Raw genomic sequence first — 22,762 nt, 5'->3', positions numbered from 1 at the left:
GGGGCTCATGCTGCGGCGGGAACACGCTGCAGGGCCGCCTCGCGCACCGGCAAGTTGGCCAAGGCGGCAAACACGCCCAAGGCGACGGAGATCCACCAGACGATGTCGTAGCTGCCGGTGGCGTCATAGAGCAAACCACCCAACCAGACGCCCGCAAAGGAGCCGATTTGGTGGCTGAAAAACACCAGGCCGCCCAGCATGGACATGTATTGCACGCCAAAAATCTGCGCCACGATGGCATTGGTGGGCGGCACGGTGGACAGCCACAAAAAGCCCATCACCGAGGCAAACAGGTAGACGCTCCAAGGCGTCAGTGGGGCGAACAAGAAGATGATGATGGCGACTGAGCGCAAGGCATAGATGGTCGACAGGATGTACTTTTTAGGCATGCGCTGGCCCAAGCTACCGGCGATGTACGTGCCAAACACATTGAACAGGCCAATCAGCATCAAGGCAGCCGTGGCGACCTCAGGGCCAAGCCCTTTGTCTTTGAGGTAGCTGGGCATGTGAATCGCAATGAAGACGACCTGAAAGCCGCACACAAAGTACCCGGCCGTGAGCCAGCGGTAGCTGGGGTTGCCCAGGGCCTCCTTGAGCGCTGCGCCCACACTCTGCTTGGGCTGGCCCGTGCCACTGGCCAGCGCGGGCTCTTTCAGGCCAAAGGCCAGCGGGATGATGAACAACGCGGCGCAGCCCAGCACAAACAGCGCGTTTTGCCAGCCGGCATAGCCAATCAACCAGCTCTCCACCGGCACCATCAAAAACTGACCAAAAGACCCGGCGGCGGCAGCTACCCCCATGGCCCAAGAGCGCTTGTCATGCGCCACATTGCGGCCAATCACGCCATAAACCACGGCATACGTGGTGCCCGACTGCGCCATGCCCAGCAACACCCCGGCGCTGCCGGTGAAGGCCAGCCCCGAGGTGGCCAAGCCCATCAGCACCAGGCCGCCCGCATACATCAGCGAGCCGATGATCAAGACCCTGAAGGCGCCGAAGCGATCCGCCAACATGCCCGCCACCGGCCCTGCGGCGCCCCAGGCCAGGTTTTGGATGGCCAGCGCAAAGGCAAAGGTTTCGCGCGTCCAGCCGCGCTCGGTGGTGATGGGGGCCAGCCACAAGCCAAAGCCGTGGCGAATGCCCATGGACAGCGTCACGATGGCCGCACCGCAGAGCAGCACTTGGAACATCGACAGCGTGGCTGGGGTGGGGGAAGAGGTCGCGCGCATCGCGGGCACTTTAGCCCATGCGCGCCGCGGCCGCTGCTGCGCGGGTGACAGCCGCCCGGGAGGCGGCCGTCGAGATCACTTTGTGGCGCGCTCGGCGCGGGCTTTGGGAGCTCCTGACGTAGACTGTATGAAAACACAGCCGACTTTTCAGCGCTTGTCTGGCGCTTGACCCGGCACCGCGCTTCCTACAATCCCCCGCCATGGCAACCCGACCTGCACCCCTTGAGCCGACCTACGGCGAAGCCTCTATCCGTGTCCTGAAAGGCCTGGAGCCCGTCAAGCAACGGCCCGGCATGTACACCCGCACCGACAACCCCCTGCACATCGTGCAAGAGGTCATCGACAACGCGGCCGACGAAGCCCTGGCCGGGCATGGCAAGCGCATTGCCGTGACCTTGCATGCCGACGGCTCCGTCAGCGTGGACGACGACGGCCGCGGCATTCCCTTTGGCCTGCACCCTGAAGAAAAGGTGCCCGTGGTGGAGATCGTGTTCACCCGCCTGCACGCGGGCGGCAAGTTCGACAAAGGCTCGGGCGGCGCCTACAGCTTCTCGGGCGGCCTGCATGGCGTGGGCGTGAGCGTGACCAATGCCTTGGCCAAGCGCTTGCAAGTGGCGGTGTGGCGCGACGGCCAAGCGGCCGCCTTGACCTTCTCGGGTGGCGATGTCATCGAGCCCTTGGCAGTGCGCCCGGCGGCAGCCGGTGAGCGCAAAAAAGGCACCTCGGTGCGCGTGTGGCCCGATGCCAAGTATTTTGAAAGCGCTGAGCTGCCCCGCCACGAGTTGATGCACCTGTTGCGCAGCAAGGCCGTGCTGATGCCGGGTGTGACGGTGACGCTGACCACCGAAAAATCGGGGGACGTCCAAACTTGGCTCTACAAGGGCGGCCTGCGCGACTATCTGCAGCAGTCGCTGCCCGCCGACCCGATGATCCCGCTCTTTGAGGGCGAGCACTACGCAGGCAGCGGTGAAGACGACAACTTTGCCGAAGGCGAGGGCGCCGCCTGGTGCGTGGCCTTCACCGAGGACGGTGCCTTGCTGCGCGAGAGTTATGTCAACCTGATCCCCACGGTGGCCGGTGGCACGCACGAGGCCGGCCTCAAAGACGGCCTGTTTGGCGCCATCAAGGGCTTTATCGAGCTGCACTCCCTGCTGCCCAAGGGCGTGAAGCTGATGCCGGAGGACGTGTTCTCGCGCGCCAGCTTTGTGCTGAGCGCCAAGGTCTTGGACCCGCAGTTCCAAGGCCAGACCAAAGAGCGGCTCAACAGCCGCGACGCGCTGCGCTTGGTGTCCGCTTATGTGAAGCCGGCCTTGGAGCTGTGGCTCTCGCAGCATGTGGAGCACGGCAAAAAGCTGGCCGAGCTGGTGATCAAGCAAGCCCAGACGCGCCAGCGCGCCAGTCAAAAGGTGGAGAAGCGCAAGGGCTCCGGCGTGGCCGTGCTGCCCGGCAAGCTGACCGACTGCGAAAGCCGTGACACCCAGCTCAATGAGCTGTTCTTGGTCGAGGGCGACTCGGCCGGTGGCAGCGCCAAGATGGGCCGCAACAAAGAAACCCAAGCCATCTTGCCGCTGCGTGGCAAGGTGCTGAACAGTTGGGAGGTCGAACGCGACCTGCTGTTCAAGAACAACGAGATCCACGACATCTCGGTGGCCATTGGCGTGGACCCGCATGGCCCCACCGACAGCGTCGATCTCTCTGGCCTGCGCTACGGCAAGATTTGCATCCTCTCTGACGCCGACGTGGACGGCTCGCACATCCAAGTGCTGCTGCTGACCCTGTTCTTCCGCCACTTCCCGCGCTTGATCGAAGCCGGCCATGTCTATGTGGCCAAGCCGCCGCTCTATCGGGTGGATGCGCCCGCGCGTGGCAAAAAGCCGGCGGCCAAGATTTATGCGCTGGACGACGGCGAGCGCGACGCCGCACTGGACAAGCTGCGCAAAGAAGGCGTCAAAGAAGGCTCTTGGAGCATTGGCCGCTTCAAAGGCCTGGGTGAGATGAGTGCGGAGCAGTTGTGGGACACCACGCTCAACCCCGACACCCGCCGCCTGCTGCAAGTGCAGTATGGCCAGCTTGATTTTGCGAGCACCGCAGACGCGATGAGCAAGCTGATGGGCAAGGGCGAAGCCCAGGCCCGGCGTGACCTGATGGAGCTGCACGGCGACGCCGTGGAGGTGGACATCTGATGCCCATCCGCCTGCGCCCCACGCTGCTCTCAGACCTGGATGCCGTGGTCGAGATCGAGCACGATGCCCGCAACCTGCCCTTCATCACGCCCTGGGATCGCACCCAGCATGAAGGCGCGATCCGCTTCCCTGACTTTCGCCACTTCATCATCGAGGCCGGCGAGAGCCACGAGCGCCAGGGCTTTGTGATCTTGCAGGGCTGCCGCAACCCCCATGGCAGCGTGGAGCTCAAGCGCTTGGTGCTTCAGCCCAAAGGCCAAGGCTTGGGGCGCGCTGCAGTGAGGGTGCTCAAGCGCATGGCGTTTTCAGACTTCAAGGCCCATCGTTTTTGGCTGGATGTCAAAGGCCTGAACACCCGTGCCCAACATCTTTACCTCAGCGAAGGCTTTGTCGAAGAAGGCCGCCTGCGTGAGAGCGTGCGCGTGCAGGTGGACGGTGCCGATGGCTACGATGATTTGATCGTGATGAGCCTGCTCGACCGCGAATACCAGGCCCGCCGTGCGATGGGCCAAGAGGACCCGAACGCATGAAGTGGTGCGGCGCGCCTCAGCTCGCAGCAGCCAGCCTGGTCTGGTTGTCGGGCGTGAGTGCGCGCGCAGCTGAGCCGCCTCTGTGGGGCTATGTCGATGCCCAAGGCGTGGCTCATTTTTCGTCCAAGAAGGAAGACAGGCGCTACACCCCTGTCTTGCGCCAGGGTGGCGAAGACGTGGGCCGCGTGCCCGGCAAAGTGGCCTCTCGCCAAGCCTTGCTGACGTGGCTGGCTTTTGCGCCCGAAGTCAAAGCGCTGTTGCCCGTTCTGCGCGAGGCTGAAGCAGCCACCGGCGTGGATGTGGAATTGCTTCAGGCCGTGATCGCTGTGGAGTCCGGCTTTAAGCCAGATTTGGTGTCGCCCAAAGGCGCGATGGGCCTGATGCAGATCACCCCCGACACCGGCGAGCGCTATGCCACCAAGGCTGAGCGTGCGGCCCGGCCCGTGGAAGAGCGCCTGCGCGACCCGCGCAGCAACATCATGACGGGGGCGCGCATGCTGGCCGACCTCTCGCGCCGCATGGGCGGCATCGCCCCAGCCTTGGCGGCCTGGAATGCGGGTGAAGGCAAGGTGAAGCGCCACGGCGGCAAAGTGCCCCCCTTTGCCGAAACCGAGGCCCATGTGCACCTCGTGCTTGAAATCTATTGGGAGCTGCTGCAACAACGCCAGCAGCGCAACGTCAAAACCATGAACTTGGTCTCCACCACCGCCACACCCACCGCCACCTTGCGCTGAGTGAGTGCGACGCTGCGCTCGAGACTGCTGATGATCTGAACAATGGAACAAACCCCTTTGAGTTTTGCCCCTCCGCCCGGTGGCAGTGACGACAGCGCGGTGACCCTGGCCCACTATGCCGAGCGGGCCTATTTGGAATACGCGCTCAGCGTGGTCAAGGGCCGGGCCTTGCCCGATGTCTGCGACGGCGCCAAGCCGGTGCAGCGCCGCATTCTTTACGCCATGCAGCGCATGGGCCTGGGCCATGGCGGCTCGGGTGGGGCGCCCAAGCCGGTCAAGAGCGCGCGGGTGGTGGGGGATGTGCTGGGCAAGTTCCACCCGCACGGCGACACGGCCGCCTATGACGCCATGGTGCGCATGGCGCAAGACTTTGCGCTGCGCTACCCACTGATCGACGGCCAAGGCAATTTCGGCAGCCGCGACGGCGACGGCGCCGCCGCCATGCGCTACACCGAGGCGCGCCTGGCCCCCATCGCCCGCTTGCTGCTCGATGAGCTGGACGAGGGCACGGTGGACTTTGTGCCCAACTACGACGGCTCGTTTGAGGAGCCCCGGCTGCTGCCCGCGCGCCTGCCCTTTGTGCTGCTCAACGGCGCCAGCGGCATTGCCGTGGGCCTGGCCACCGAGATCCCCAGCCACAACCTGCGCGAGGTGGCTGCGGCGGCCGTGGCCATGATCCGTAACGACAAACTCAGCGACGACGAGTTGTATGGCCTGATGCCCGGCCCCGACTATCCTGGCGGTGGGCAAATCATCTCCAGCAGCGCCGACATCCGCGAGGCTTATGCCTCGGGCCGAGGCAGCCTCAAGGTGCGGGCACGCTGGAAGATTGAAGAGCTGGCGCGCGGTCAATGGCAATTGGTGGTCACCGAGCTGCCGCCGGGGGTCAGCAGCCAGCGCGTGTTGGAAGAGATCGAGGATCTTTCCAACCCCAAGGTCAAGACCGGCAAAAAGGCCTTGTCGCCCGAGCAATTGCAGCTCAAAGCCAGCCTGCTGGCGGTGCTGGACACCGTGCGCGACGAGTCCAGCAAAGAGGCGGCGGTGCGCCTGGTGTTCGAGCCCAAGAGCCGCACGATTGAGCAGCAAGATTTGATCTCCACCTTGCTGGCCCACACCAGCTTGGAGAGCAATGCGTCCATCAACCTGACCATGGTCGGCATTGATGGCCGGCCGGTGCAAAAGAGCTTGCGCCAGATGCTCACCGAGTGGGTGGCCTTCCGCCAAACCACGGTGCAGCGCCGCACCCAGCACCGCCTGCAAAAGGTGCTGGACCGCATCCATGTGCTGGAAGGCCGGCAACTGGTGCTGCTGAACATCGACGAGGTGATCCGCATCATCCGCGAGTCGGACGAGCCCAAAGAAGCGCTGATCGCGCGCTTCAAGCTGACCGAGATTCAGGCCGACGACATCCTGGACATCCGGCTGCGCCAACTGGCGCGCTTGGAAGCCATCAAGATCGAGCAAGAGCTCAGCAAGCTGCGCGAAGAGCAGGCCAAGCTCGAAGAGATTTTGGGCAGCCCAGCCGCGCTCAAGCGCACGGTGATCAAAGAGATCGAAGCCGATGCCAAACAGCATGGCGATGACCGCCGCACGCTGATCCAAGAAGAAAAGCGCGCCGTGGCCGAGATCAAGGTGGTGGACGAGCCCGTCACGGTGGTGGTCAGCCTCAAGGGCTGGGTGCGTGCCCTCAAAGGCCACGAGGTGGACGCCAACACCCTGAGCTTCAAGGCGGGCGACGGCCTCTACGGCACTTTTGCCTGCCGCAGTGTCGAGACGCTCTATGCTTTTGGCTCCAACGGCCGCGTCTACAGCGTGGCCGTGGCCGGCCTGCCCGGCGGCCGGGGCGATGGCCAACCCATCACCAGCCTGATCGACCTGGAAGCGGGGACGCAACTGGCCCACTACTTTGCAGGCCCGGCAACCCAAGTGCTGCTCTTGGCGAACACCGGCGGCTTTGGCCTGCTGGCCCGCTTGAGCGACCTGAACAGCCGCCAAAAGGGCGGCAAGAGCTTCTTGACCTTGGACGCCGCAGAAGCCTTGCTGCCACCCGCGCCCGTGCCGCCGCAACTCCAGGAAGTGGCTTGCCTCTCATTGACCGGCCGCTTGCTGGTCTTCCCCTTGGCTGAGCTGAAGCTCCAAGCCAATGGTGGCCGTGGACTGACCCTGATGGACGTGGACGCCAAAGACCCACTCATCTCGGTCAGCGCTTGCCAAGCCAGCGTGCGCGTGCTGGGCACCGGCCGCGCCGGCAAGGCCAAAGACGAAGTCATCAGCGGCGTGGCCTACAGCCGCCACCAAGGCAAGCGCGCCCGCAAGGGGCTGAAGATCGAGGGGGCGGTGAAGGTGATGAGGGTGTTGCCGAGTTGAGCAGGGGCTTTGCTGCTTTGCCGCTGCAAATGGGCCCTTAGGTGCGCTGACGCTTGCGGCTGTTGGACCGTGTCCACCGTCGCCAAAGCGGTCGATCTGTCATTGGGTTGTGTCGGCCCGTTGATTGCCGAGCTGGAACGCGGGAAACTTTGAGGATGTGTTTAAGGCGGCCCCGTTGCCCCCTGGACAGAAGATCAATCTTTGCAGCAATCGGACGAAGCGATGTATTTCTTGACCATCAAGGCGGGCAATGAGGTTCTGCGTGACCGCGCTCCTTTCACAGACTATGCAGATGCGCTGGCTGCTTGCGGTGAGTACTATGAACCTAGAGCGGTGGGAGCTGCATTGAACTTCACATCGATAGTGACGGGAAAGAAGTTCATGCGTTCTTATGCTCAGCTCACTAGATTGGCTGACTTAGCTGATGTTCCGCGCGACTCACCTCAAGCTGTTGCTGCTGCCAAGCAGAGCAATGCCTTCTCATTCTCGAAGTCGTACGCCTTTCTCGTTGAGAGCGCTGAAGGCGTCCAAGAGGCTGAGAAATGGGCACGTGAGGACAACGAGTGAGATTTGCGTGACCTGCGTAAGTTGGAGCCTGTGCGTCAAAAGGACCAGATCTCGAACCTTTGGCCCCCAATTAGGCTGGGCTGATGCAACGAGGCGTTGGCTGTCTGGCCAATATGGCACCGGAACTTAATCAATGACCTTAAGGGTCAAACGCAATGACCTCAGCGAGGATATCGCGCAAGGCTTGGGCGTCATCGGGGCGCAACTGGCCCATGGTGCGGGTCGCGAGACTTTGCTCGATGGTCGTGATCGCGGGCTTGAGCACCGAGGTCTTGACGATGTCGGTTACCTGCAAGTCGCTGGCCAAGGTTGCGGCAGGGCCTCATGACTGACGCACGTAGTTGGCGATGTGAGGATATTGCGCTGATGGCTGTTTTCGCTACAGCAGGAGACGGTGGCCATGGTGCCCGACAGGGTTGTGAACGGAAAGGAGACTAGCCCCACATCGCCAAAACCGGTAGGTGGAGTCGGAAGATTGAGCTGTCTTGGGCCCTGGCGGTGGTCATTGGAGCGCGCTCGCAGCCTCAGCCTTTATCACTGATGCGCGGCAGCCAATAGCCGGTTTGCTGCCTATCGGGTGCGATGGCAAAGACGATGATGGACTCGGGCTCGTCTCTGTAGACGACCGTGAACGGAAAGCCGCGCACCTTGGACTTACGTGTCCCTGCAGGTCCGGGTGCTCCGCCCGATGTAAATCGTCGAATGAGGCCGAAGGACTGGGCCACGGCCTCCCTGAAGCGCTTGCCAGTGCCTGGCCGCTGACCCTCGTAGTAAAGCGTCTCACGCAACAACTCGGCGCGCGCTTCCTCCCGAAGCAGTAGTGGCTTCAAGGCGCGATGCGGGCCGCTTCGGCCAAGACTTCATCCATCTCGTAGAGACGGCCTTCTCCGCGTTCATGTGCGGCGACGCGGCGCGCAATCTCCAGCTTCAAGGTTTCGTCTTCGGCGTCTGAACGGGGCTGATTCAGCGAATCGAGCAACAAATCCAGCAGCCGCACCCTCTCGGCAGGTGGCAATGAGAAACCTTGGGCAGCGAGTTCTTCGACGCGGTCTGGCATGGCGGGCTCCGGTTGAGGCTGGTAGTTTATCGGTCGACCTCAGCCATACAAAGCCTCCGCCCGATTCAACAACACCCAACTCGTCAAGATGACCTTATCGCCCGAGATCGGCACGCGCCCCCGGTGGGTGTGGGTGAAGTAGGCGGGAGCCATGACCATGCGGCCGGTGCGGGGCTGGATGCTGCGTTGCTGGTAGAAGAAGTCGGTCTCGCCGCCTTCAGCCACGTCGTTCAGGTAGAACATGAACAGCAGGCTGCGGTGCAGGGTTTCGCAGCGGGCGTTGTCGGGGTAATGCTCGCAGTGCCAGTAGTTGTAGTTGCCCCGGCCCTGCGGGTACTTCTGCATCTGGATGGGGCCTAAGCGGTAGAGCGTGCGCATCAGGTCCATGGCCTGGGGGGCACCCACGGTGTCGAAGTTGTCGTGGGTCAGCGCGGTCGGTTCACCCGTCTCGGGGTGTTGCACTGTCAGCGCCATGGGCGCGATCAGCGCAAAGTGGTGGCGCTTGAAGTACTCGGCCAAATGCAGGGTGGTGGCCTTTTGGATCTCTTGCAGCGCGGGGCGCCACTCGGGGTGTTGGTTGAGGTAGAGATCGGTGCTGATCTTCTTGCTCTCGTCCACCCCCGCGCCGGTTTGCCCCGCCACGCGGTGCGGGCTGGCCTCAAAAGCGTCGATCAGGGCTTGGCAGAAAGGCGCGCTCAAGGCGCCGTCCACCACCTGGATGAAGTCGGTCGTCGGCTCAGTCATGTCGGCGCAGGGCCAAGGCGGTGGTGGTCAGGCCAAACAAGGCAAACAAGGCCAAGCTCCACAGCGCATAAGGCACGCCCAGCAAGTCCACCGAGGCTTCGGCGCACGAGGCCGTGGGCGCGAACACATCCGGGGCCAGGTCAAACAAGCCCAGCTTGGAGAGGATTTTGTCGGCCAATGTTTGGGCGCAGCCCATGGTGTCCAGTGCGGCCACCTTGTGCTGCCACAGGGCCGCGGCCACGCCACAGCCGGCCATCAGCGTGGCCAACCAAGCCAAGGCTTTGCGGCCAGCGCCGTGGGGCAGGGCGGCGGCCAGGGCCGTCAGGGCGCCTATCACCAAGAAGATCAGACGCTGCAGCGTGCACCAAGGGCAAGGCTGCATATCGTAATGAAACTGCGACACCAAGGCGGCCCCCACCGCGCCCCAGGCGGCTGCGGTGATGCCGAGCAAAACGAGGCGTGAAGAGGGCAGACGCATGGTCAGTCGGCCTTGAGTTCGGCGATCAGTTCAATCTCGACGCAAGCCCCCATAGGGATCTGCGCCACGCCAAAGGCGCTGCGGGCATGGGCACCGACGGTGGGGCCAAACACTTCGCCCAGCAGTTCAGAGCAGCCGTTGGTGACCAAGTGTTGCTCGGTGAAGGTGGAGGTGGAGTTGACCAAGCTCATCACCTTGACGACGCGGGCCACACGGTCCAGGTCGCCGCAGGCGGCTTGCAGTGTGCCCAGCAGGTCGATGGCAATGGCGCGGGCAGCGGCCTTGCCTTCTTCGGTGGCCATGGTCAGGCCCAACTGGCCCACCCAGGGTTTGCCGTCTTTCTTGGCAATGTGGCCGGACAAAAAGACCAAATTGCCGGTTTGCACGAAGGGCACATAGGCCGCAGCAGGGATGGCGATGGGGGGAAGCTCAATGCCCAATTCCTTCAGGCGAGCAGCAACAGACATGGGGTTTCTCCAAGGGGAAATCTGAAAGCCGGTCATCCTACACTGGGGGATGCTTATCCGATGGCCATGGGTGCTCTCCCTGGTCGCGCTGGCAGCACTGGGTGGTTGTTTTGCTCAACTGACCCAGGCGCGCTGCTGGTCTGGGCCGTGGGCTCAGGCGGGCATGCTGTTGGGCGCATGGCTGTGGGCTGTTGCGCTGTGGGCCTGGCGCCGTTGGCGCAGCGGTGGTGCACAAGCCCTGGCGGTGCTGTGCATGGTGGTGGGCACCGCCTTGCTGGCCTGGGGTCAAACCGAGGTCCGCGCCATTGCCCGCTTGCAGGCCGTGCTTCAACCTGAGTTGGAAGGCCAAGAGCTGCTGCTGGTGGGCAAGGTGGTGGACATGCCGCAAGTCACCGCCGACGGCGTGCAGTTTGTGTTCGAGGTGGAGCAGGCGCAAGACCTCGCCGCGCCCTCTGCGGTGGTGCAGGTGCCTCAGCGCTTGTGGCTGACATGGCGGCGCGGCTGGCAAGAGGATGCCCTGCTGGCCGGCCCACCAGAGGCCCTGCAGGCGGGGGAGCGCTGGCAGTTGCCGGTGCGCTTGAAGCGCCCGCATGGCGTGATGAACCCTGGCGGCTTTGATGCCGAGTTGTGGCTGTTCGAGCGGCAATTGGGCGCGGTGGGGGCTGTGCGCGCGCCATCGGCCCTGCCAGCCCGGCTCTTGGCTACCGCCAGCCTGTGGGACGCGCCCATCGAGCAAGCCCGCCAGGCCTTGCGCGACCGCGTGCTGCTGGCCGTGCCCGATGCCCAAGCCGCTGCCGTGCTGGCCGCGCTGAGCGTGGGGGACCAAGCGGCCATTGAAGGCCCGCAGTGGGAGGTCTTTCGGCGCACCGGTATCGCGCATCTCATCAGCATCAGCGGTCTGCACATCACTTTGTTCGCCTGGATGGCTTCGCGCGCCGTGGGCTGGGGCTGGCGGCGCAGTGCCCGGCTTTGCTTGTGGTGGCCTGCACCGCTGGCCGCGCGTTGGGGCGGTGTGCTCTTGGCGGTGGGCTATGCCTTGTTGGCCGGCTGGGGCGTGCCCGCGCAACGCACGGTGGGCATGTTGGCGCTGGGGGCGGGCCTCAAAAGTCTGGGCGTGAACTGGCCGGGCTGGCTGCTGGCCCTGTGGGTGGCGGTTGGCGTGGTGATGTGCGACCCGTGGGCGCTGCTGGCACCCGGCTTCTGGCTCTCGTTTGGGGCGGTGTGCCTGCTGATGCTGTCCTCGCCCGAGCCGCCGCCTTTGGCTGAAGCCGAGGCTTCGCCTGAGCCCCCACTCGGCTGGGCGCAGCGCCTGCGCCGAAGCATGGCCCAAGCGTGGCATACGCAATGGGTCGCTTCTTTGGGTTTGGCACCCTTGTCGCTGATCTTGTTCAACCAGGTCTCTCTGGTGGGCTTCGTGGCCAATCTCTTCGCCGTCCCTTGGGTCACGCTGGTGGTCACGCCGCTGGCCTTGCTGGGCATGCTGTGGTCGGGCTTTTGGTGCCTGGCGGCTTGGGCCGTGGCGCCCCTGCTGTGGGCCTTAGGGCACTTGGCGCAATGGGGCGGCGCGGGCTGGGTGGCGGCCGATGCACCGTGGTGGGCGGTGGGGCTGGGCCTCATCGGCGCGCTGGGCGTGGTGTGGCCCGGCCACTGGCCTAGACGTGTGTTGGCCGGCCTGCTGATGCTGCCGCTGCTGATGCCGCCCCTGAACAAACCCGAACCCGGTCAGTTTGAGTTGCTGGCCTTGGACGTGGGGCAGGGCAGTGCGGTGCTGGTCCGAACGGCGCACCATGCGCTGCTTCACGACACTGGCCCCAAGTTCGCGCGAGACGCTGACGCAGGCCAGCGCATCGTCTTGCCGCTCTTGAGAGCCCAGGGTATTCGGCAGTTGGATGAGCTGATCTTGAGCCACCGCGACACCGACCATGTGGGCGGGGCTGATGCCGTGTTGGAAGGCCTGCCGGTGCTGCAAATGCGCAGCAGCCTGGAGCCCAGCCATGGCCTGCGCCGCAAAGCCGCGCGGCACCTGCCCTGCGAGGCGGGCCAACACTGGCTGTGGGATGGCGTGCGCTTTGAGGTGCTGCACCCGCAGCCCGGCCCGCCAGCACCGCTGGCCCGCCCCAATACCGTGAGCTGTGTGTTGAAGGTCACAGATGCCCAAGGCCGCAGCGCGCTGCTCACGGGCGACATCGAGGCCGAGCAAGAAGCGCTGCTGTTGGCCCACAGTGCTCACCTCTTGCCGGCCGAGGTGCTGGTCGTGCCGCATCACGGCAGCCAAACCTCGTCGACTGCCGCCTTCCTGCAGGCGGTGAGGCCGCGCGTGGCCATCATCCAGGTGGCTTACCGCAGCCGCTTTGGCCACCCGCACCCCGCCGTGCTGGCCCGCTATGCCCAGGCAGGCATCCCTGTGGTGCGCAGCGACCACTGTGGTGCTTGGGTTTGGGGCGCCGAGGGTGGGGCTTGCACTCGGGTGGTGCGTCAGCGTTACTGGCATTGGCAGGCGCAGCCCTGACACACCGGCGTTTGCAAAGCTTATGCACCTTTAGGGTGTGCCCTCGGCAGGAACTGGCTCGGATGTTGCTACAGTCAATCGGGCAGGAGACCGCTTTATGAGACCAAGCTTTGACGAAATGCACGCGACCAGCACCACGGTTCGCGACCACTACCGCACCTACGACCGCTGGCTGGGCCGACAAGAGCGCGATGTGATGCGCGCCCGGCGCGAAGAGGCCGAGCTGATCTTCCGCCGCGTCGGCATCACCTTTGCGGTGTATGGCGACAAGGACGCCGGCGAGGGCACCGAGCGCCTGATCCCGTTTGACCTGATCCCGCGCATCATCCCCGCCCATGAATGGCGCGAGATGGAGAAAGGCCTGCGCCAGCGCGTCACAGCCTTGAACCGCTTCATCCACGACATCTATCACGGCCAAGAAATTCTGAAGGCCGGCATCGTCCCGGAAGAGCAGATCACCCGCAATGCGCAGTTCCGCCCTCAGATGATGGGCGTGGACGTACCCGGTGGTGTGTACTCGCAGATCGCAGGCATCGACATCGTGCGCGCTGCCAACCCAGACGGCAGCGGCAGCTACTACGTGCTGGAGGACAACCTGCGCGTGCCCAGCGGCGTGAGCTACATGCTGGAGAACCGCAAAATGACCATGCGGCTCTTCCCCGATCTGTTCTCCGAGCACCGCATTGCCCCGGTGGCGCACTATCCCGACTTGCTGTTGGACACCCTGCGCAGTGTGTCGCCCGGAGGCGTGAACGAGCCCACCGTGGTGGTGCTGACCCCCGGCATGTACAACTCGGCGTACTTTGAACACGCCTTCTTGGCGCAGCAAATGGGTGTGGAGTTGGTGGAAGGCCAAGACCTGTTCGTCAAAGACGACTTCGTCTTCATGCGCACCACGCGCGGCCCACGCCGGGTGGATGTGATCTACCGCCGCGTAGATGACGACTTCTTGGACCCCGAAGTCTTCCGCCCCGACTCACGCCTGGGTTGTGCGGGCCTGCTGCGCGCCTACAAGGCGGGCAACGTCACCCTGGCCAATGCGGTGGGCACCGGCATTGCCGATGACAAATCCATCTACCCCTATGTGCCCAAGATGGTGGAGTTCTATTTGGGCGAGAAGCCCATCTTGAACAATGTGCCCACCTACTTGTGCCGCGACAGCAAAGACCTGCAGTACGTGCTGGATCACCTGGGCGAGTTGGTGGTGAAGGAAGTGCACGGCGCTGGCGGCTACGGCATGTTGGTGGGCCCGGCCGCCACCAAGGCGGAGATCGCCGAGTTCCGCACCCAACTGCTGGCCAATCCGTCTAACTACATCGCCCAGCCCACGCTGTCGCTGTCCACCTGCCCGACCTTTGTGGAGGCCGGCATTGCGCCACGCCACATCGACCTGCGGCCCTTTGTGCTCTCGGGCAAGACGGTGCAGATGGTGCCGGGGGGCTTGACCCGCGTGGCCCTGAAAGAAGGCTCGCTGGTGGTCAACTCCAGCCAAGGTGGTGGCACCAAAGACACCTGGGTGTTGGAAGATTGAACGAGCGGTCCTAAGGAGAAAACCATGCTGTCAAGAACCGCCGACCATTTGTTTTGGATGTCGCGCTACATCGAGCGTGCCGAGAACACCGCGCGCATGTTGGACGTCAATGTGCAAACCTCGCTGCTGCCGCAGTCGGCTGAAAGTGCCGAGCTGGGCTGGCAAGGGGTGCTGAGCATCTCTGAGCTGACGGCCCCTTATGCCCAGCGTTACAAGACCGTCAACCCGCGCGATGTCACCGAGTTCATGGTGCGCGACGAGCGCAACCCCTCGTCCATCCTGAGCTGCCTCAAGGCCGCCCGCGAGAATGCCCGCGCTGTGCGCGGCACCTTGACCACCGAGGTTTGGGAGACCACCAACCAGACGTGGCTGGAGTTCAACCGCCTGCTGGCTGATGGCCTCCTCACGCGCGACCCTTCCGCCTTGTTCGAGTGGGTTAAGTTCCGCTCGCACCTCTCGCGCGGCGTGACGGTAGGCACGATGCTGCAGGACGAGGCCTTCCATTTCCTGCGCATTGGCTCCTTCTTGGAGCGGGCTGACAACACCGCGCGCCTGCTGGATGTGAAGTTCCATGCCCTGAAGGGCGACTTCCATGCTGCAGAGGCGGCGGCCGGCTTGCTGCCGCATGATGAGGCTGCGCCCGAGACGGACGACAGCGAGTACGACTTCTATCACTGGTCCTCGCTGCTGCGCTCGGTGTCTGGCTTCGAGGTCTATCGCAAGGTCTACCGCAACGTCATTCAGCCGGAGAAAGTGGCCGAGCTGCTGATCCTGCGCCCGGACATGCCGCGCTCCTTGGCGGCTTGCATGAATGGCGTGCTGGAAAACCTCAAGCTGGTGGCCAACGACCAGTCCACCGACACCTTGCGCCGCGCTGGCCGCTTGCAGGCCGAGCTGGCCTACAGCCGGATTGACGAGATCCTGGCCACTGGCCTGCACGCCTACCTGACGCAGTTCTTGGACCGGGTGTCCGACCTCGGCATGGGCATCAGCCGCGACTTTCTTGTGTCCCATTGAGCCACGCTGCACCGCCGCCTTCCAAGCCCCGGCCCGAAGGCGTGCATGATGTGGGCATGAGCGCGCGATCGTCCTTGTCACCCCTTGCTGAAGATGCGCTGGCTTGGCTGCACCCCTGGGTGCTGCCCGGCCAGCCGCTGCATTACAGCGAGTGGTGCCAAGGCGGGGCGACCACCGCGCCGCTGTGGCAACAGTTTTTTGCGGCCAGCGGCGTGGCCCAGCCTGAAGGCTTGAATGCGCGCGCGGCGCAGGTGCGTCACCGCGTGCGGGAGGACGGCGCCAGCTACAACGTCTTTGGCGATGGCCATGAGGCCACGCGCCCCTGGCCGCTGGAGCTGCTGCCCATGCTGCTGAGCCCCACTGATTGGGCGCAAATTTCCAGTGGTGCGGTGCAGCGCGCCCGGCTGATGAACGCCGCCATGGCCGATGTTTATGGCCCGCGCCTGCTGCTGAATGAAGGCCTGCTGCCGCCCCAACTGGTGCTGGCCCACCCTCAATATCTGCGCGCCTTGCATGGTGTGCGGCCCCTGGGCGACGTTCATCTGCATGTGTTGGCGCTGGATCTGGCCCGCGGCCCTGAAGGTCAATGGTGGGTGCTGGCCCAGCGTACCCAAGCTCCCTCAGGCTTGGGTTATCTGCTGGAGAACCGCGCCATCGTGGGGCCGCAGTTTCCGGGCAGCTTGCAGGCCTTGCGTGTGCAGCGGCTGGATGGCGCCTACCGGGCCTTTATGCAAGGTCTGCTGCGCCTGAGCCCGGCGGGCGAGCGCAGCCGCGTGGTGCTGCTGACGCCCGGGCGGCATAACGAAACCTATTTTGAGCAGGTCTTCTTGGCCCGCCACCTGGGGCTGACCTTGGTGGAAGGGTCCGACTTGACCGTGCGGGCCAACCGGGTCTTCCTCAAGACCTTGCACGGCTTGGAGCCGGTGCATGTGGTGCTGCGCCGGGTGGACGATGAATTCTTGGACCCGCTAGAGCTGCGCGCCGACTCCACCTTGGGCGTGCCCGGCCTGCTGCAGGCCATGCGCAGCGGCCAGGTGGTGGTGGCCAATGCGCCCGGGGCTGGCTGGCTGGAGAGCCCTGGCTTGGCGGCCTTTTGGCCTGGCGTGGCCGAGCGCTTGCTGGGCGAGACCCTGAGCCTGCCGGCCTCCGAGGCCTGGTGGTGCGGCGAGGGCAGCGTCTGGCAGACCTTTAAAGGCGACTTGAGCGGCTTTGTGGTGGCGCCCACCTTCACGGCCAGCAGCACCACCCACAGCTTTGCGCCCCGGGTGGCCGATGCACTGAGCCCCGCCGCCCGCGCCGAATGGGTGCAGGCCATCAGCGCTGACCCGGCCGCCCATACCTTGCAGGCCCGCGTTCGGCCGTCTGAGACACCGGTGTGGCGCGGCGGCCATTTGGCAGCGCACCCCGCCGTGCTGCGCGTGTTTGTGCTGTCTGACGGCCAAGGCGGCTGGCAGGCTGTGCCTGGCGGGCTGGTGCGCATTGCCGCTCAAGGCGATGGGGGCGATGACCCTTGGCTCTCCATGCAGCGCGGCAGCGCCAGTGCTGACGCCTGGGTGGTGGGCGAACCCGCCATGGCCCATGCGGGGCCTGCCACGCCTGAGCCCGCCGACTTGCGCCCACCGCTGCGCGAGCCGCTGAGCCCGGCCGCCCTGGCCGAGGCGCCGCGCATCGTCACCAGCCGCGCCGCAGAAAACCTCTTCTGGCTGGGCCGCTACACCGAGCGTGCTGATGCCCAAGTGGCGCTGGCCCGCTTGATGGTGGCCTCTCACACCGACGCACCCGCCCCGCTGTGGGCTGCGCTGGAGCACATGGCCCGCATGGCCGGCTTGGTGGACGAAGAAGCGCCGCCGTGGCCCTCGGTGCCGGCCTTGGTGGGCAGCCTGAGCCAGCAGTTGGGCGACCCTCATGGCAGCGTCAGCCTAGCCTACAACCTGCAGTGCCTTAAAGCCTGTGCCTCAGGTTTGCGCGACCGCTTAGCGTCTGAGCACTGGGCCTTGATCCATGAGGCCGAGGCCAATGTCCGCCAGCGCTTGGGCCCCTTGGCGCAGCAGGCCGCCAACCCGCCGGACACTCTGGCCGTCTTGACTTTCTCGGCCATGCAATTGGCGGCCATCACCGGCGCCCAGACCGACCGCATGATGCGCGACGATGGCTGGCGCCTGCTCAGTGTCGGCCGGCACATCGAGCGCATGGACTATCTGGCTCAGGTGCTGGACATCGGCTTGGCCCACGGCCTGCCGGAGCTGGATGAAGGCGCCGCCGCGCTGCTGCAGTTGTTTGATGCCACCATCACCTTCAGGGCGCAGTTTCAAGGGCGGCGCGAGATGCTGCCCCTGCTGCACCTGCTGGTACACGACGCCGACAGCCCGCGCTCGCTGGCCTGGGTGGCCAGCACCCTGAAGAACCGCCTGCGCCGCCTGGCCCAGCACGACCCCGACTGGGCCGAGGCCTGGGCTCAGCGCCTGCCCAATCCCAGCACTTGGGTCTTGCCGCAAAGCATGGGTGACCAGGCTGGTGTAGCGGCGTTGCGCGAAGCCCTGTGCGTGGCGAGTGCCCAGATGGCCGGCTTGTCAGACGCCATTGCGCAGCGCTTGTTTGCCCATGTCAGCATGAGCTTCAGCCCCGAGGTCCCGCTGCGGCGCTCGTTCAGCTTTGGTGGCACGGAGCAGTGATGATGACGAGCAGCAGCAGCCTCAGCCCCAAGACCTTGAGCTTTGCCCCGGCGCGCTGGCTCAGCGTGGTGCATGAAACCCGCTACGACTACGCGCCACCCGTGGAGCTGGGTCATCACCTGGGCTGGCTGTTGCCGCGCAGCACACCGCGCCAGCAAGTGCGCGGCTGGCAATTGCACATCAGCCCAGCGCCCGATGAGTGGCTGCAAGCGGGTGTGGGCGAGAGCGGCCCTGTGCCGCCGGGCCAACTGCATGAGGATGTGTTTGGCAACCGCTGGCTGGCTTTCAGCCATTCCCGTCGGCACGAGCAACTGCGGGTCACCAGCCGTTTTGAAGCGGGCGTCGGCTGGGTGCCGGGTCTGTCACCACAGCTCAGCCCGGCGTGGTCGCAAGTGGCTGAAGGTCTGCGTTATCACGCTGGCGCCACGCGCTCGGAGGCTGTGGAGTTCAGCCTGGCCTCGCCCTGCGTGCCCCTCAGCCCTGCGTTGGCAGCGTTTGGACGCGAGGCCTTCAACACCCCGGATGTGCCCTTGTTGGCCGGGGCGCAGCGTCTGATGAAGCTGGTGCACCAGCGCATCGCCTATGTGCCTGGCAGCACGACGGTCTACACGCGGGCCCCCGAGGCGCTGGCCGGCGGCCAAGGGGTGTGCCAAGACTTAGCCCACGTGATGATGGGCGCCTTGCGCGCCTTGGGCTTGTCAGCCCGCTACGTCAGTGGCTACCTGCTGACCCTGCCGCCGCCGGGCATGCCCAAGCTGGTGGGCGCCGATGCCTCTCATGCCTGGGTCGAGGTGTGGTGCCCCTTGCATGGCTGGGTGGCCCTGGACCCGACCAACGACCTGGTCGTCGGCCCCGACCACGTGACCCTGGCCTGGGGCCGCGACTATGCCGACGTGGCCCCGCTGCGCGGCATGATCAACGGCGGCGCCAGGGCCGAGCCTTTGGTGAGTGTGAATGTGGAGGCCTGCGGCTGAGCTCAGCAGGCTCAGTTTGGGCACACCCGCTCGCCCGCCCGCATGAAGCACAAGTCCTTGCCTTTCGCGGGCCTCTCCAGGCCGCCATTGCTCCCTTCAGCGCGCACCTTCTCGGCCTGTTGGCGGCTGGTCTCGACCTTGGCCTTACACGCACGTTGCGCGTCATAGCTCAGCGTCGAGTTGCATTGATCGCCTTGGGCGTCGAGCGCCAAGTCATAGGCCACCTCACCCAAGGCTTGGCACGCAGACAGGGCCACACTCAGGGTCAGCAAGATCAAGGTGTTTTTCATCATGAGTTAAGAAGCAGTGAAAGCAAACAAATGGGCATCGACCGCCTGCCCATGGAGTTGCAGTCGACGGCGAGCCAGGCCCTCATAAGCCGCACCCGCCCGCCGCGCCACGGCCAGGCTGGGCTCATTGCCATCGGCCACCACAATCTCCACACGCGCCTGACCGAGGTTCTGTAGGGCCAAGTCGCGCAGGGCCAGCGTCGCCGAGGTCGCTGCGCCCATGCCTTGTTTCGAGCTGCGCACCCAATAGCCCAGGTTGCAAAACTTGTTGACGGCATTGAATTGGTTCAGGCCGCAGCCCCCCACGAACTGGCCATCCAGCGTGAAGATGCCGAACTCATGCGCCTCACCAGCGGCTCTTGCCGCATTGCAGGCCGCAAACCAGCACAGCGCGTCGTAGTCCGAAAAATCGGCCTTGGCCCAGCTCATCCAACGGCCCACCGTTTGCACCGACTCCCGAACCCCGGCGCTCATGGCGGGGGCGTCGTCATCGCGATAAGGGCGCAAGAGGAAGGCAGCGGCTCGGAGCATGGCGGGGCAAAGAGAGGGCTGGGGTGCGGGGGATGATAGCGGGGTGGTGCGGGCCTCACTCCGCCGCAGATAATCGTCTCATGCCCACCCACCCCATCCTCAAAATGGGCGACCCTCGCCTCTTGCGCGTCGCTCAGCCCGTCACTGCGTTTGACACGCCCGAGCTGCATGCGCTGATTGCCGATATGTTCGAGACCATGGCGGCAGCCAACGGGGCGGGCTTGGCGGCGCCGCAGATTGGGGTGGACTTGCAGCTGGTGATTTTTGGCTTTGAGCGCAATGAGCGCTACCCCGATGCGCCGGCGGTGCCGCGCACGGTGTTGATCAACCCGGTGATCACCCCCTTGGCTGGCCCGAACGGCGAGCCCGAGGAAGAGTTGGGCTGGGAGGGGTGCCTCTCGGTGCCGGGGCTGCGCGGGCAGGTGCCGCGCTTTCGGCGCATACGCTACAGCGGCTTTGACCCGCAGGGGCAGCCCCTTGAACGGGAGGCCGAGGGCTTTCATGCCCGGGTGGTGCAGCACGAGTGCGACCATCTGATCGGGCGGCTTTATCCCACGCGCATGCGCGATTTGACGCTCTTGGGCTTTACCGAGGTGCTTTTCCCTGGTCTGGATCCAGCGTCGGACGACTGACGCCCACCAGCGCGGGCACTGCTGGACTTGGATTGAGCCTGCCCTGTCGGGCGTCAGGCGCGTTGCTCGGTGTAAAGCCCGTCGCCGTGCGAAGGGGTTGGCGCGTTAGGCGCCTAAGGAGAATCTCGCCATGCGAACCAAAGCTGTTTTTTTGTGGACCTTGCTGGCCAGTGCGCTGGTGCTAAGTGCTGGCGCGGCGCGTGCGGTGGACGACCCCCCAGGGCGGGTGGGCCGCTTGGCCGAAACCAAGGGCCAGGTATGGCTGCTGGAGCGCGGCCAGAAGGAATGGACTTCTGCGGTGCTGAACCGCCCGCTGACCAGCGGTGAGCGCCTGGCCACCGACGCCAACGGCCGCTTGGTCGTCCAGGTGGGGTCTTCCACGATTCGGCTCGATGAGCGCACTGACATGGAAGTGCTGCGCCTGGACGACGAGCGCATTGAGCTGCTGGTCCGTGCCGGCGGGGTCAGCGTGCGGGTGCGCGAGCATGAAGTGGTGGACGAAGTGCAGTTGCAAACCAGCGTGGGCCGCTTTTCGCCGCGCACCACGGGGCTTTACCGCGTGGACCACTCCGACCGGGGCAGTTTTGCGGCCGTCTACAACGGTGAGATGCGCTTTGACGCCCGGGACAGCGTGCTAACGCTCAGCAACGGCCAGCGCGCCGAGTTCTGGGTGGACCAGCGCAGCCAAGCCACTCATTACAGCTGGGCCACCTTGCCCGGTGACGACTTTGAGCGCTGGGCCAAGACCGAAGACCTGCGCCCGCCGAGCTATGCGCAGTCTGGCCGCCCCGCGCTGCCGGAGATGACGGGTGTGGAGGACCTGGACCGCTATGGCCGCTGGGACCGCCACCCCGAGTACGGCACCATCTGGGTGCCCACCACCGTGCGCAGCGGTTGGGCCCCGTATCGAGATGGCCGCTGGACCTGGGTGGCGCCTTGGGGCTGGACCTGGGTGGACAACGCACCTTGGGGTTTTGCACCCTTCCATTACGGCCGGTGGGCCTTCTGGGGCGGCTCGTGGTGCTGGGTGCCGGGCGCTTATGTGCGCCGCCCGGTGTATGCACCCGCCATGGTGGCTTGGGTCGGCGGCTCTCACCTGAGCGTCAGCCTGAGCATCGGCCCGAGTGTGGGCTGGGTGCCACTGGCGCCGCGTGAGTACTACCAGCCTTACTACGGCTACACCCCGCGTTATGTGCATGCGATCAACACCCCATACGTGCCCAACCCGACGCGGCCCGTGCCGCCGCCAGGGCAGCCAGTGATGTACACCAACCAAGGCGTGGCCGGGGGGGTCTCCGTCGTGCCCAGCAATGCCTTGGCGGCCACCCAGGTGGGCAGTGTGGCGCCGCGCCCTGCAGAAGAAGTGATGCGTGGCCGTGGCCGCCCGGGTGAAGGCCCTCAGTGGGTGACCGTGGCGCCCCCTGTGCCCGCTGGCTTGTCGGCGGCTGCAGCCGCCGTGACGCCGGTCAGCCAACCCTCAGCTCGCCCGGCGGTGAATGTGTCGCCGACGGCGCCGGGCGCTGTCACGCTGCGGCCCGTGGGGGTGCAGACTGGCCCGGCCTTGATGGCCCCCACTCAGCCGCAGGGGGGGGGCGCAGTGGCACCTGGCACCACACCGCAGGCGGTGACCGTGGCGCCAGCCACTGTGGCGCCGCCTTTTGCCAAGCCAGTCAGCGCGGTGCCCCAGGCGCAAGCCCAGGTTCTGCGCCCGCCTTATGAAACCCAGGGCGAACGTGATGCCGTGGCCGCAGACCGTGCCGCGGCCATCGGTGAGCGCAGGAGCAACGGTGTCGTCCGTCCGGAGGTGCCGCGCGGCACCGCGCCGGTGCAGGTGGTGCAGCCGCCCGCCAGCCCCGTGCCCGCACCGGTGGCGCCGAGCTTCACCAACCCAACGCGACCCGGCTTGGCCGTGGAGGCTCCGCGCACTGAGCCTGCACGCGTAGAGGTGCCTCGTGCCCTGCCCAACCCGCCGCGGGTGGTGGAGATGCCCCGGCCCGAGCCGCAGCGCGTGATGCCGCCCCAGCCCGCCCCAGAGGCGCGGCCCATGCCGGTGCAGCCGCCGCGCCAAGCGGAGGTGCAGATGGTGCGGCCGCCTGAGCCGCGCCCTGCGCCCTCAGCCAATGGCAACCCGCTCAACCGTGAGCAGCCCCAGCCTCGCCGCCAAGAAGAGAAGGAGCCCGGTGCACGCCGGGGCAACCCGCTGAACTGAGGGCCAGAGGGGCCACCCAGAACGCGCAAACCCGGCCAAGG

21 protein-coding genes are annotated in these 22,762 nt (G+C 65.5%); 12 read left to right on the top strand and 9 right to left on the bottom strand.

Features of this window, described 5'->3' with window-relative positions:
• Positions 1-5: 5 nt before the first annotated feature.
• A complete protein-coding gene (locus KAK11_RS16655) occupies positions 6-1,229 on the bottom strand; it encodes an MFS transporter (protein ID WP_246499061.1) in 1,224 nt (407 codons plus the stop codon).
• A 200-nt stretch (positions 1,230-1,429) separates the two neighbouring features.
• On the opposite strand from KAK11_RS16655, the gene KAK11_RS16650 reads away from it, so the two are divergent.
• The 5 genes from KAK11_RS16650 (at position 1,430) to KAK11_RS16630 (ending at position 7,610) form a co-directional block, all read left to right on the top strand.
• The gene (locus KAK11_RS16650) at positions 1,430-3,412 is read left to right on the top strand and encodes a DNA topoisomerase IV subunit B (RefSeq protein ID WP_210810364.1); all 1,983 of its coding nucleotides are present in this window, start codon (positions 1,430-1,432) and stop codon (positions 3,410-3,412) included.
• Positions 3,412-3,942, top strand: a complete 531-nt coding sequence (locus KAK11_RS16645; RefSeq protein ID WP_210810363.1) for a GNAT family N-acetyltransferase — start codon at positions 3,412-3,414, stop codon at positions 3,940-3,942. Before KAK11_RS16650 ends, KAK11_RS16645 begins: the two co-directional genes overlap by 1 nt.
• The gene (locus KAK11_RS16640) at positions 3,939-4,676 is read left to right on the top strand and encodes a lytic transglycosylase domain-containing protein (RefSeq protein ID WP_210810362.1); all 738 of its coding nucleotides are present in this window, start codon (positions 3,939-3,941) and stop codon (positions 4,674-4,676) included. Before KAK11_RS16645 ends, KAK11_RS16640 begins: the two co-directional genes overlap by 4 nt.
• A gap of 42 nt (positions 4,677-4,718) precedes the next feature.
• Entirely contained in the window at positions 4,719-7,043 is a 2,325-nt protein-coding gene (gene parC / locus KAK11_RS16635; RefSeq protein WP_210810361.1) for a DNA topoisomerase IV subunit A, read from the top strand.
• A gap of 201 nt (positions 7,044-7,244) precedes the next feature.
• Positions 7,245-7,610 carry a hypothetical protein gene (locus KAK11_RS16630; RefSeq protein WP_210810360.1) on the top strand — a complete coding sequence of 122 codons (366 nt, stop codon included), beginning with the start codon at positions 7,245-7,247 and terminating at the stop codon, positions 7,608-7,610.
• 139 nt (positions 7,611-7,749) lie between these two features.
• Here KAK11_RS16630 and KAK11_RS16625 read toward each other — a convergent pair whose 3' ends face one another.
• The 6 genes from KAK11_RS16625 to KAK11_RS16600 form a co-directional block, all read right to left on the bottom strand.
• A complete protein-coding gene (locus KAK11_RS16625) occupies positions 7,750-7,905 on the bottom strand; it encodes a hypothetical protein (protein WP_210810359.1) in 156 nt (51 codons plus the stop codon).
• 229 nt (positions 7,906-8,134) lie between these two features.
• Positions 8,135-8,440, bottom strand: coding sequence for a type II toxin-antitoxin system RelE/ParE family toxin (locus KAK11_RS16620; RefSeq protein WP_210810358.1), 306 nt, complete (start codon positions 8,438-8,440; stop codon positions 8,135-8,137).
• The gene (locus tag KAK11_RS16615) at positions 8,437-8,667 is read right to left on the bottom strand and encodes an addiction module protein (RefSeq protein WP_210810357.1); all 231 of its coding nucleotides are present in this window, start codon (positions 8,665-8,667) and stop codon (positions 8,437-8,439) included. The genes KAK11_RS16620 and KAK11_RS16615 overlap by 4 nt, the downstream gene beginning before the upstream one ends.
• A gap of 39 nt (positions 8,668-8,706) precedes the next feature.
• Positions 8,707-9,411: a 2OG-Fe(II) oxygenase gene (locus tag KAK11_RS16610; protein ID WP_210810356.1), complete on the bottom strand. Its 705-nt coding sequence runs from the start codon at positions 9,409-9,411 to the stop codon at positions 8,707-8,709.
• Positions 9,404-9,889, bottom strand: a complete 486-nt coding sequence (locus KAK11_RS16605; RefSeq protein ID WP_210810355.1) for a disulfide bond formation protein B — start codon at positions 9,887-9,889, stop codon at positions 9,404-9,406. Before KAK11_RS16605 ends, KAK11_RS16610 begins: the two co-directional genes overlap by 8 nt.
• Before the next feature lie 2 nt (positions 9,890-9,891).
• Entirely contained in the window at positions 9,892-10,356 is a 465-nt protein-coding gene (locus KAK11_RS16600; RefSeq protein ID WP_210810354.1) for a RidA family protein, read from the bottom strand.
• A 70-nt stretch (positions 10,357-10,426) separates the two neighbouring features.
• Between KAK11_RS16600 and KAK11_RS16595 the strand changes: the two genes are divergently transcribed.
• The 5 genes from KAK11_RS16595 to KAK11_RS16575 all read left to right on the top strand — a co-directional run bounded on the left by KAK11_RS16595 (position 10,427) and on the right by KAK11_RS16575 (position 19,059).
• The gene (locus KAK11_RS16595) at positions 10,427-12,865 is read left to right on the top strand and encodes a DNA internalization-related competence protein ComEC/Rec2 (RefSeq protein ID WP_210810352.1); all 2,439 of its coding nucleotides are present in this window, start codon (positions 10,427-10,429) and stop codon (positions 12,863-12,865) included.
• 97 nt (positions 12,866-12,962) lie between these two features.
• On the top strand, positions 12,963-14,396 hold the full coding sequence (locus KAK11_RS16590) for a circularly permuted type 2 ATP-grasp protein (RefSeq protein ID WP_210810351.1): 1,434 nt from the start codon (positions 12,963-12,965) through the stop codon (positions 14,394-14,396).
• Between the two features lie 24 nt (positions 14,397-14,420).
• Positions 14,421-15,413: an alpha-E domain-containing protein gene (locus KAK11_RS16585; RefSeq protein ID WP_210810350.1), complete on the top strand. Its 993-nt coding sequence runs from the start codon at positions 14,421-14,423 to the stop codon at positions 15,411-15,413.
• A 56-nt stretch (positions 15,414-15,469) separates the two neighbouring features.
• Positions 15,470-18,085, top strand: coding sequence for a circularly permuted type 2 ATP-grasp protein (locus tag KAK11_RS16580; RefSeq protein WP_210810348.1), 2,616 nt, complete (start codon positions 15,470-15,472; stop codon positions 18,083-18,085).
• Positions 18,085-19,059: a transglutaminase family protein gene (locus tag KAK11_RS16575; RefSeq protein WP_246499059.1), complete on the top strand. Its 975-nt coding sequence runs from the start codon at positions 18,085-18,087 to the stop codon at positions 19,057-19,059. The genes KAK11_RS16580 and KAK11_RS16575 overlap by 1 nt, the downstream gene beginning before the upstream one ends.
• Positions 19,060-19,070: 11 nt before the next feature.
• Here KAK11_RS16575 and KAK11_RS16570 read toward each other — a convergent pair whose 3' ends face one another.
• Together KAK11_RS16570 and KAK11_RS16565 are read right to left on the bottom strand one after the other, a co-directional pair.
• Entirely contained in the window at positions 19,071-19,352 is a 282-nt protein-coding gene (locus KAK11_RS16570) for a hypothetical protein (protein ID WP_210810347.1), read from the bottom strand.
• Between the two features lie 3 nt (positions 19,353-19,355).
• Positions 19,356-19,880, bottom strand: coding sequence for a GNAT family N-acetyltransferase (locus KAK11_RS16565; RefSeq protein ID WP_210810346.1), 525 nt, complete (start codon positions 19,878-19,880; stop codon positions 19,356-19,358).
• Between the two features lie 80 nt (positions 19,881-19,960).
• On the opposite strand from KAK11_RS16565, the gene def reads away from it, so the two are divergent.
• Both def and KAK11_RS16555 read left to right on the top strand, forming a co-directional pair.
• On the top strand, positions 19,961-20,512 hold the full coding sequence (def, locus tag KAK11_RS16560; protein WP_210810345.1) for a peptide deformylase: 552 nt from the start codon (positions 19,961-19,963) through the stop codon (positions 20,510-20,512).
• Positions 20,513-20,642: 130 nt separating this feature from the next.
• Positions 20,643-22,721: a DUF6600 domain-containing protein gene (locus KAK11_RS16555; RefSeq protein ID WP_210810344.1), complete on the top strand. Its 2,079-nt coding sequence runs from the start codon at positions 20,643-20,645 to the stop codon at positions 22,719-22,721.
• Positions 22,722-22,762: the final 41 nt, after the last annotated feature.

It is taken from the genome of Ideonella paludis, from assembly GCF_018069865.1.
GTDB lineage: Bacteria > Pseudomonadota > Gammaproteobacteria > Burkholderiales > Burkholderiaceae_C > Ideonella > Ideonella paludis.
This window is presented reverse-complemented; position numbering and strand designations above follow the sequence as displayed.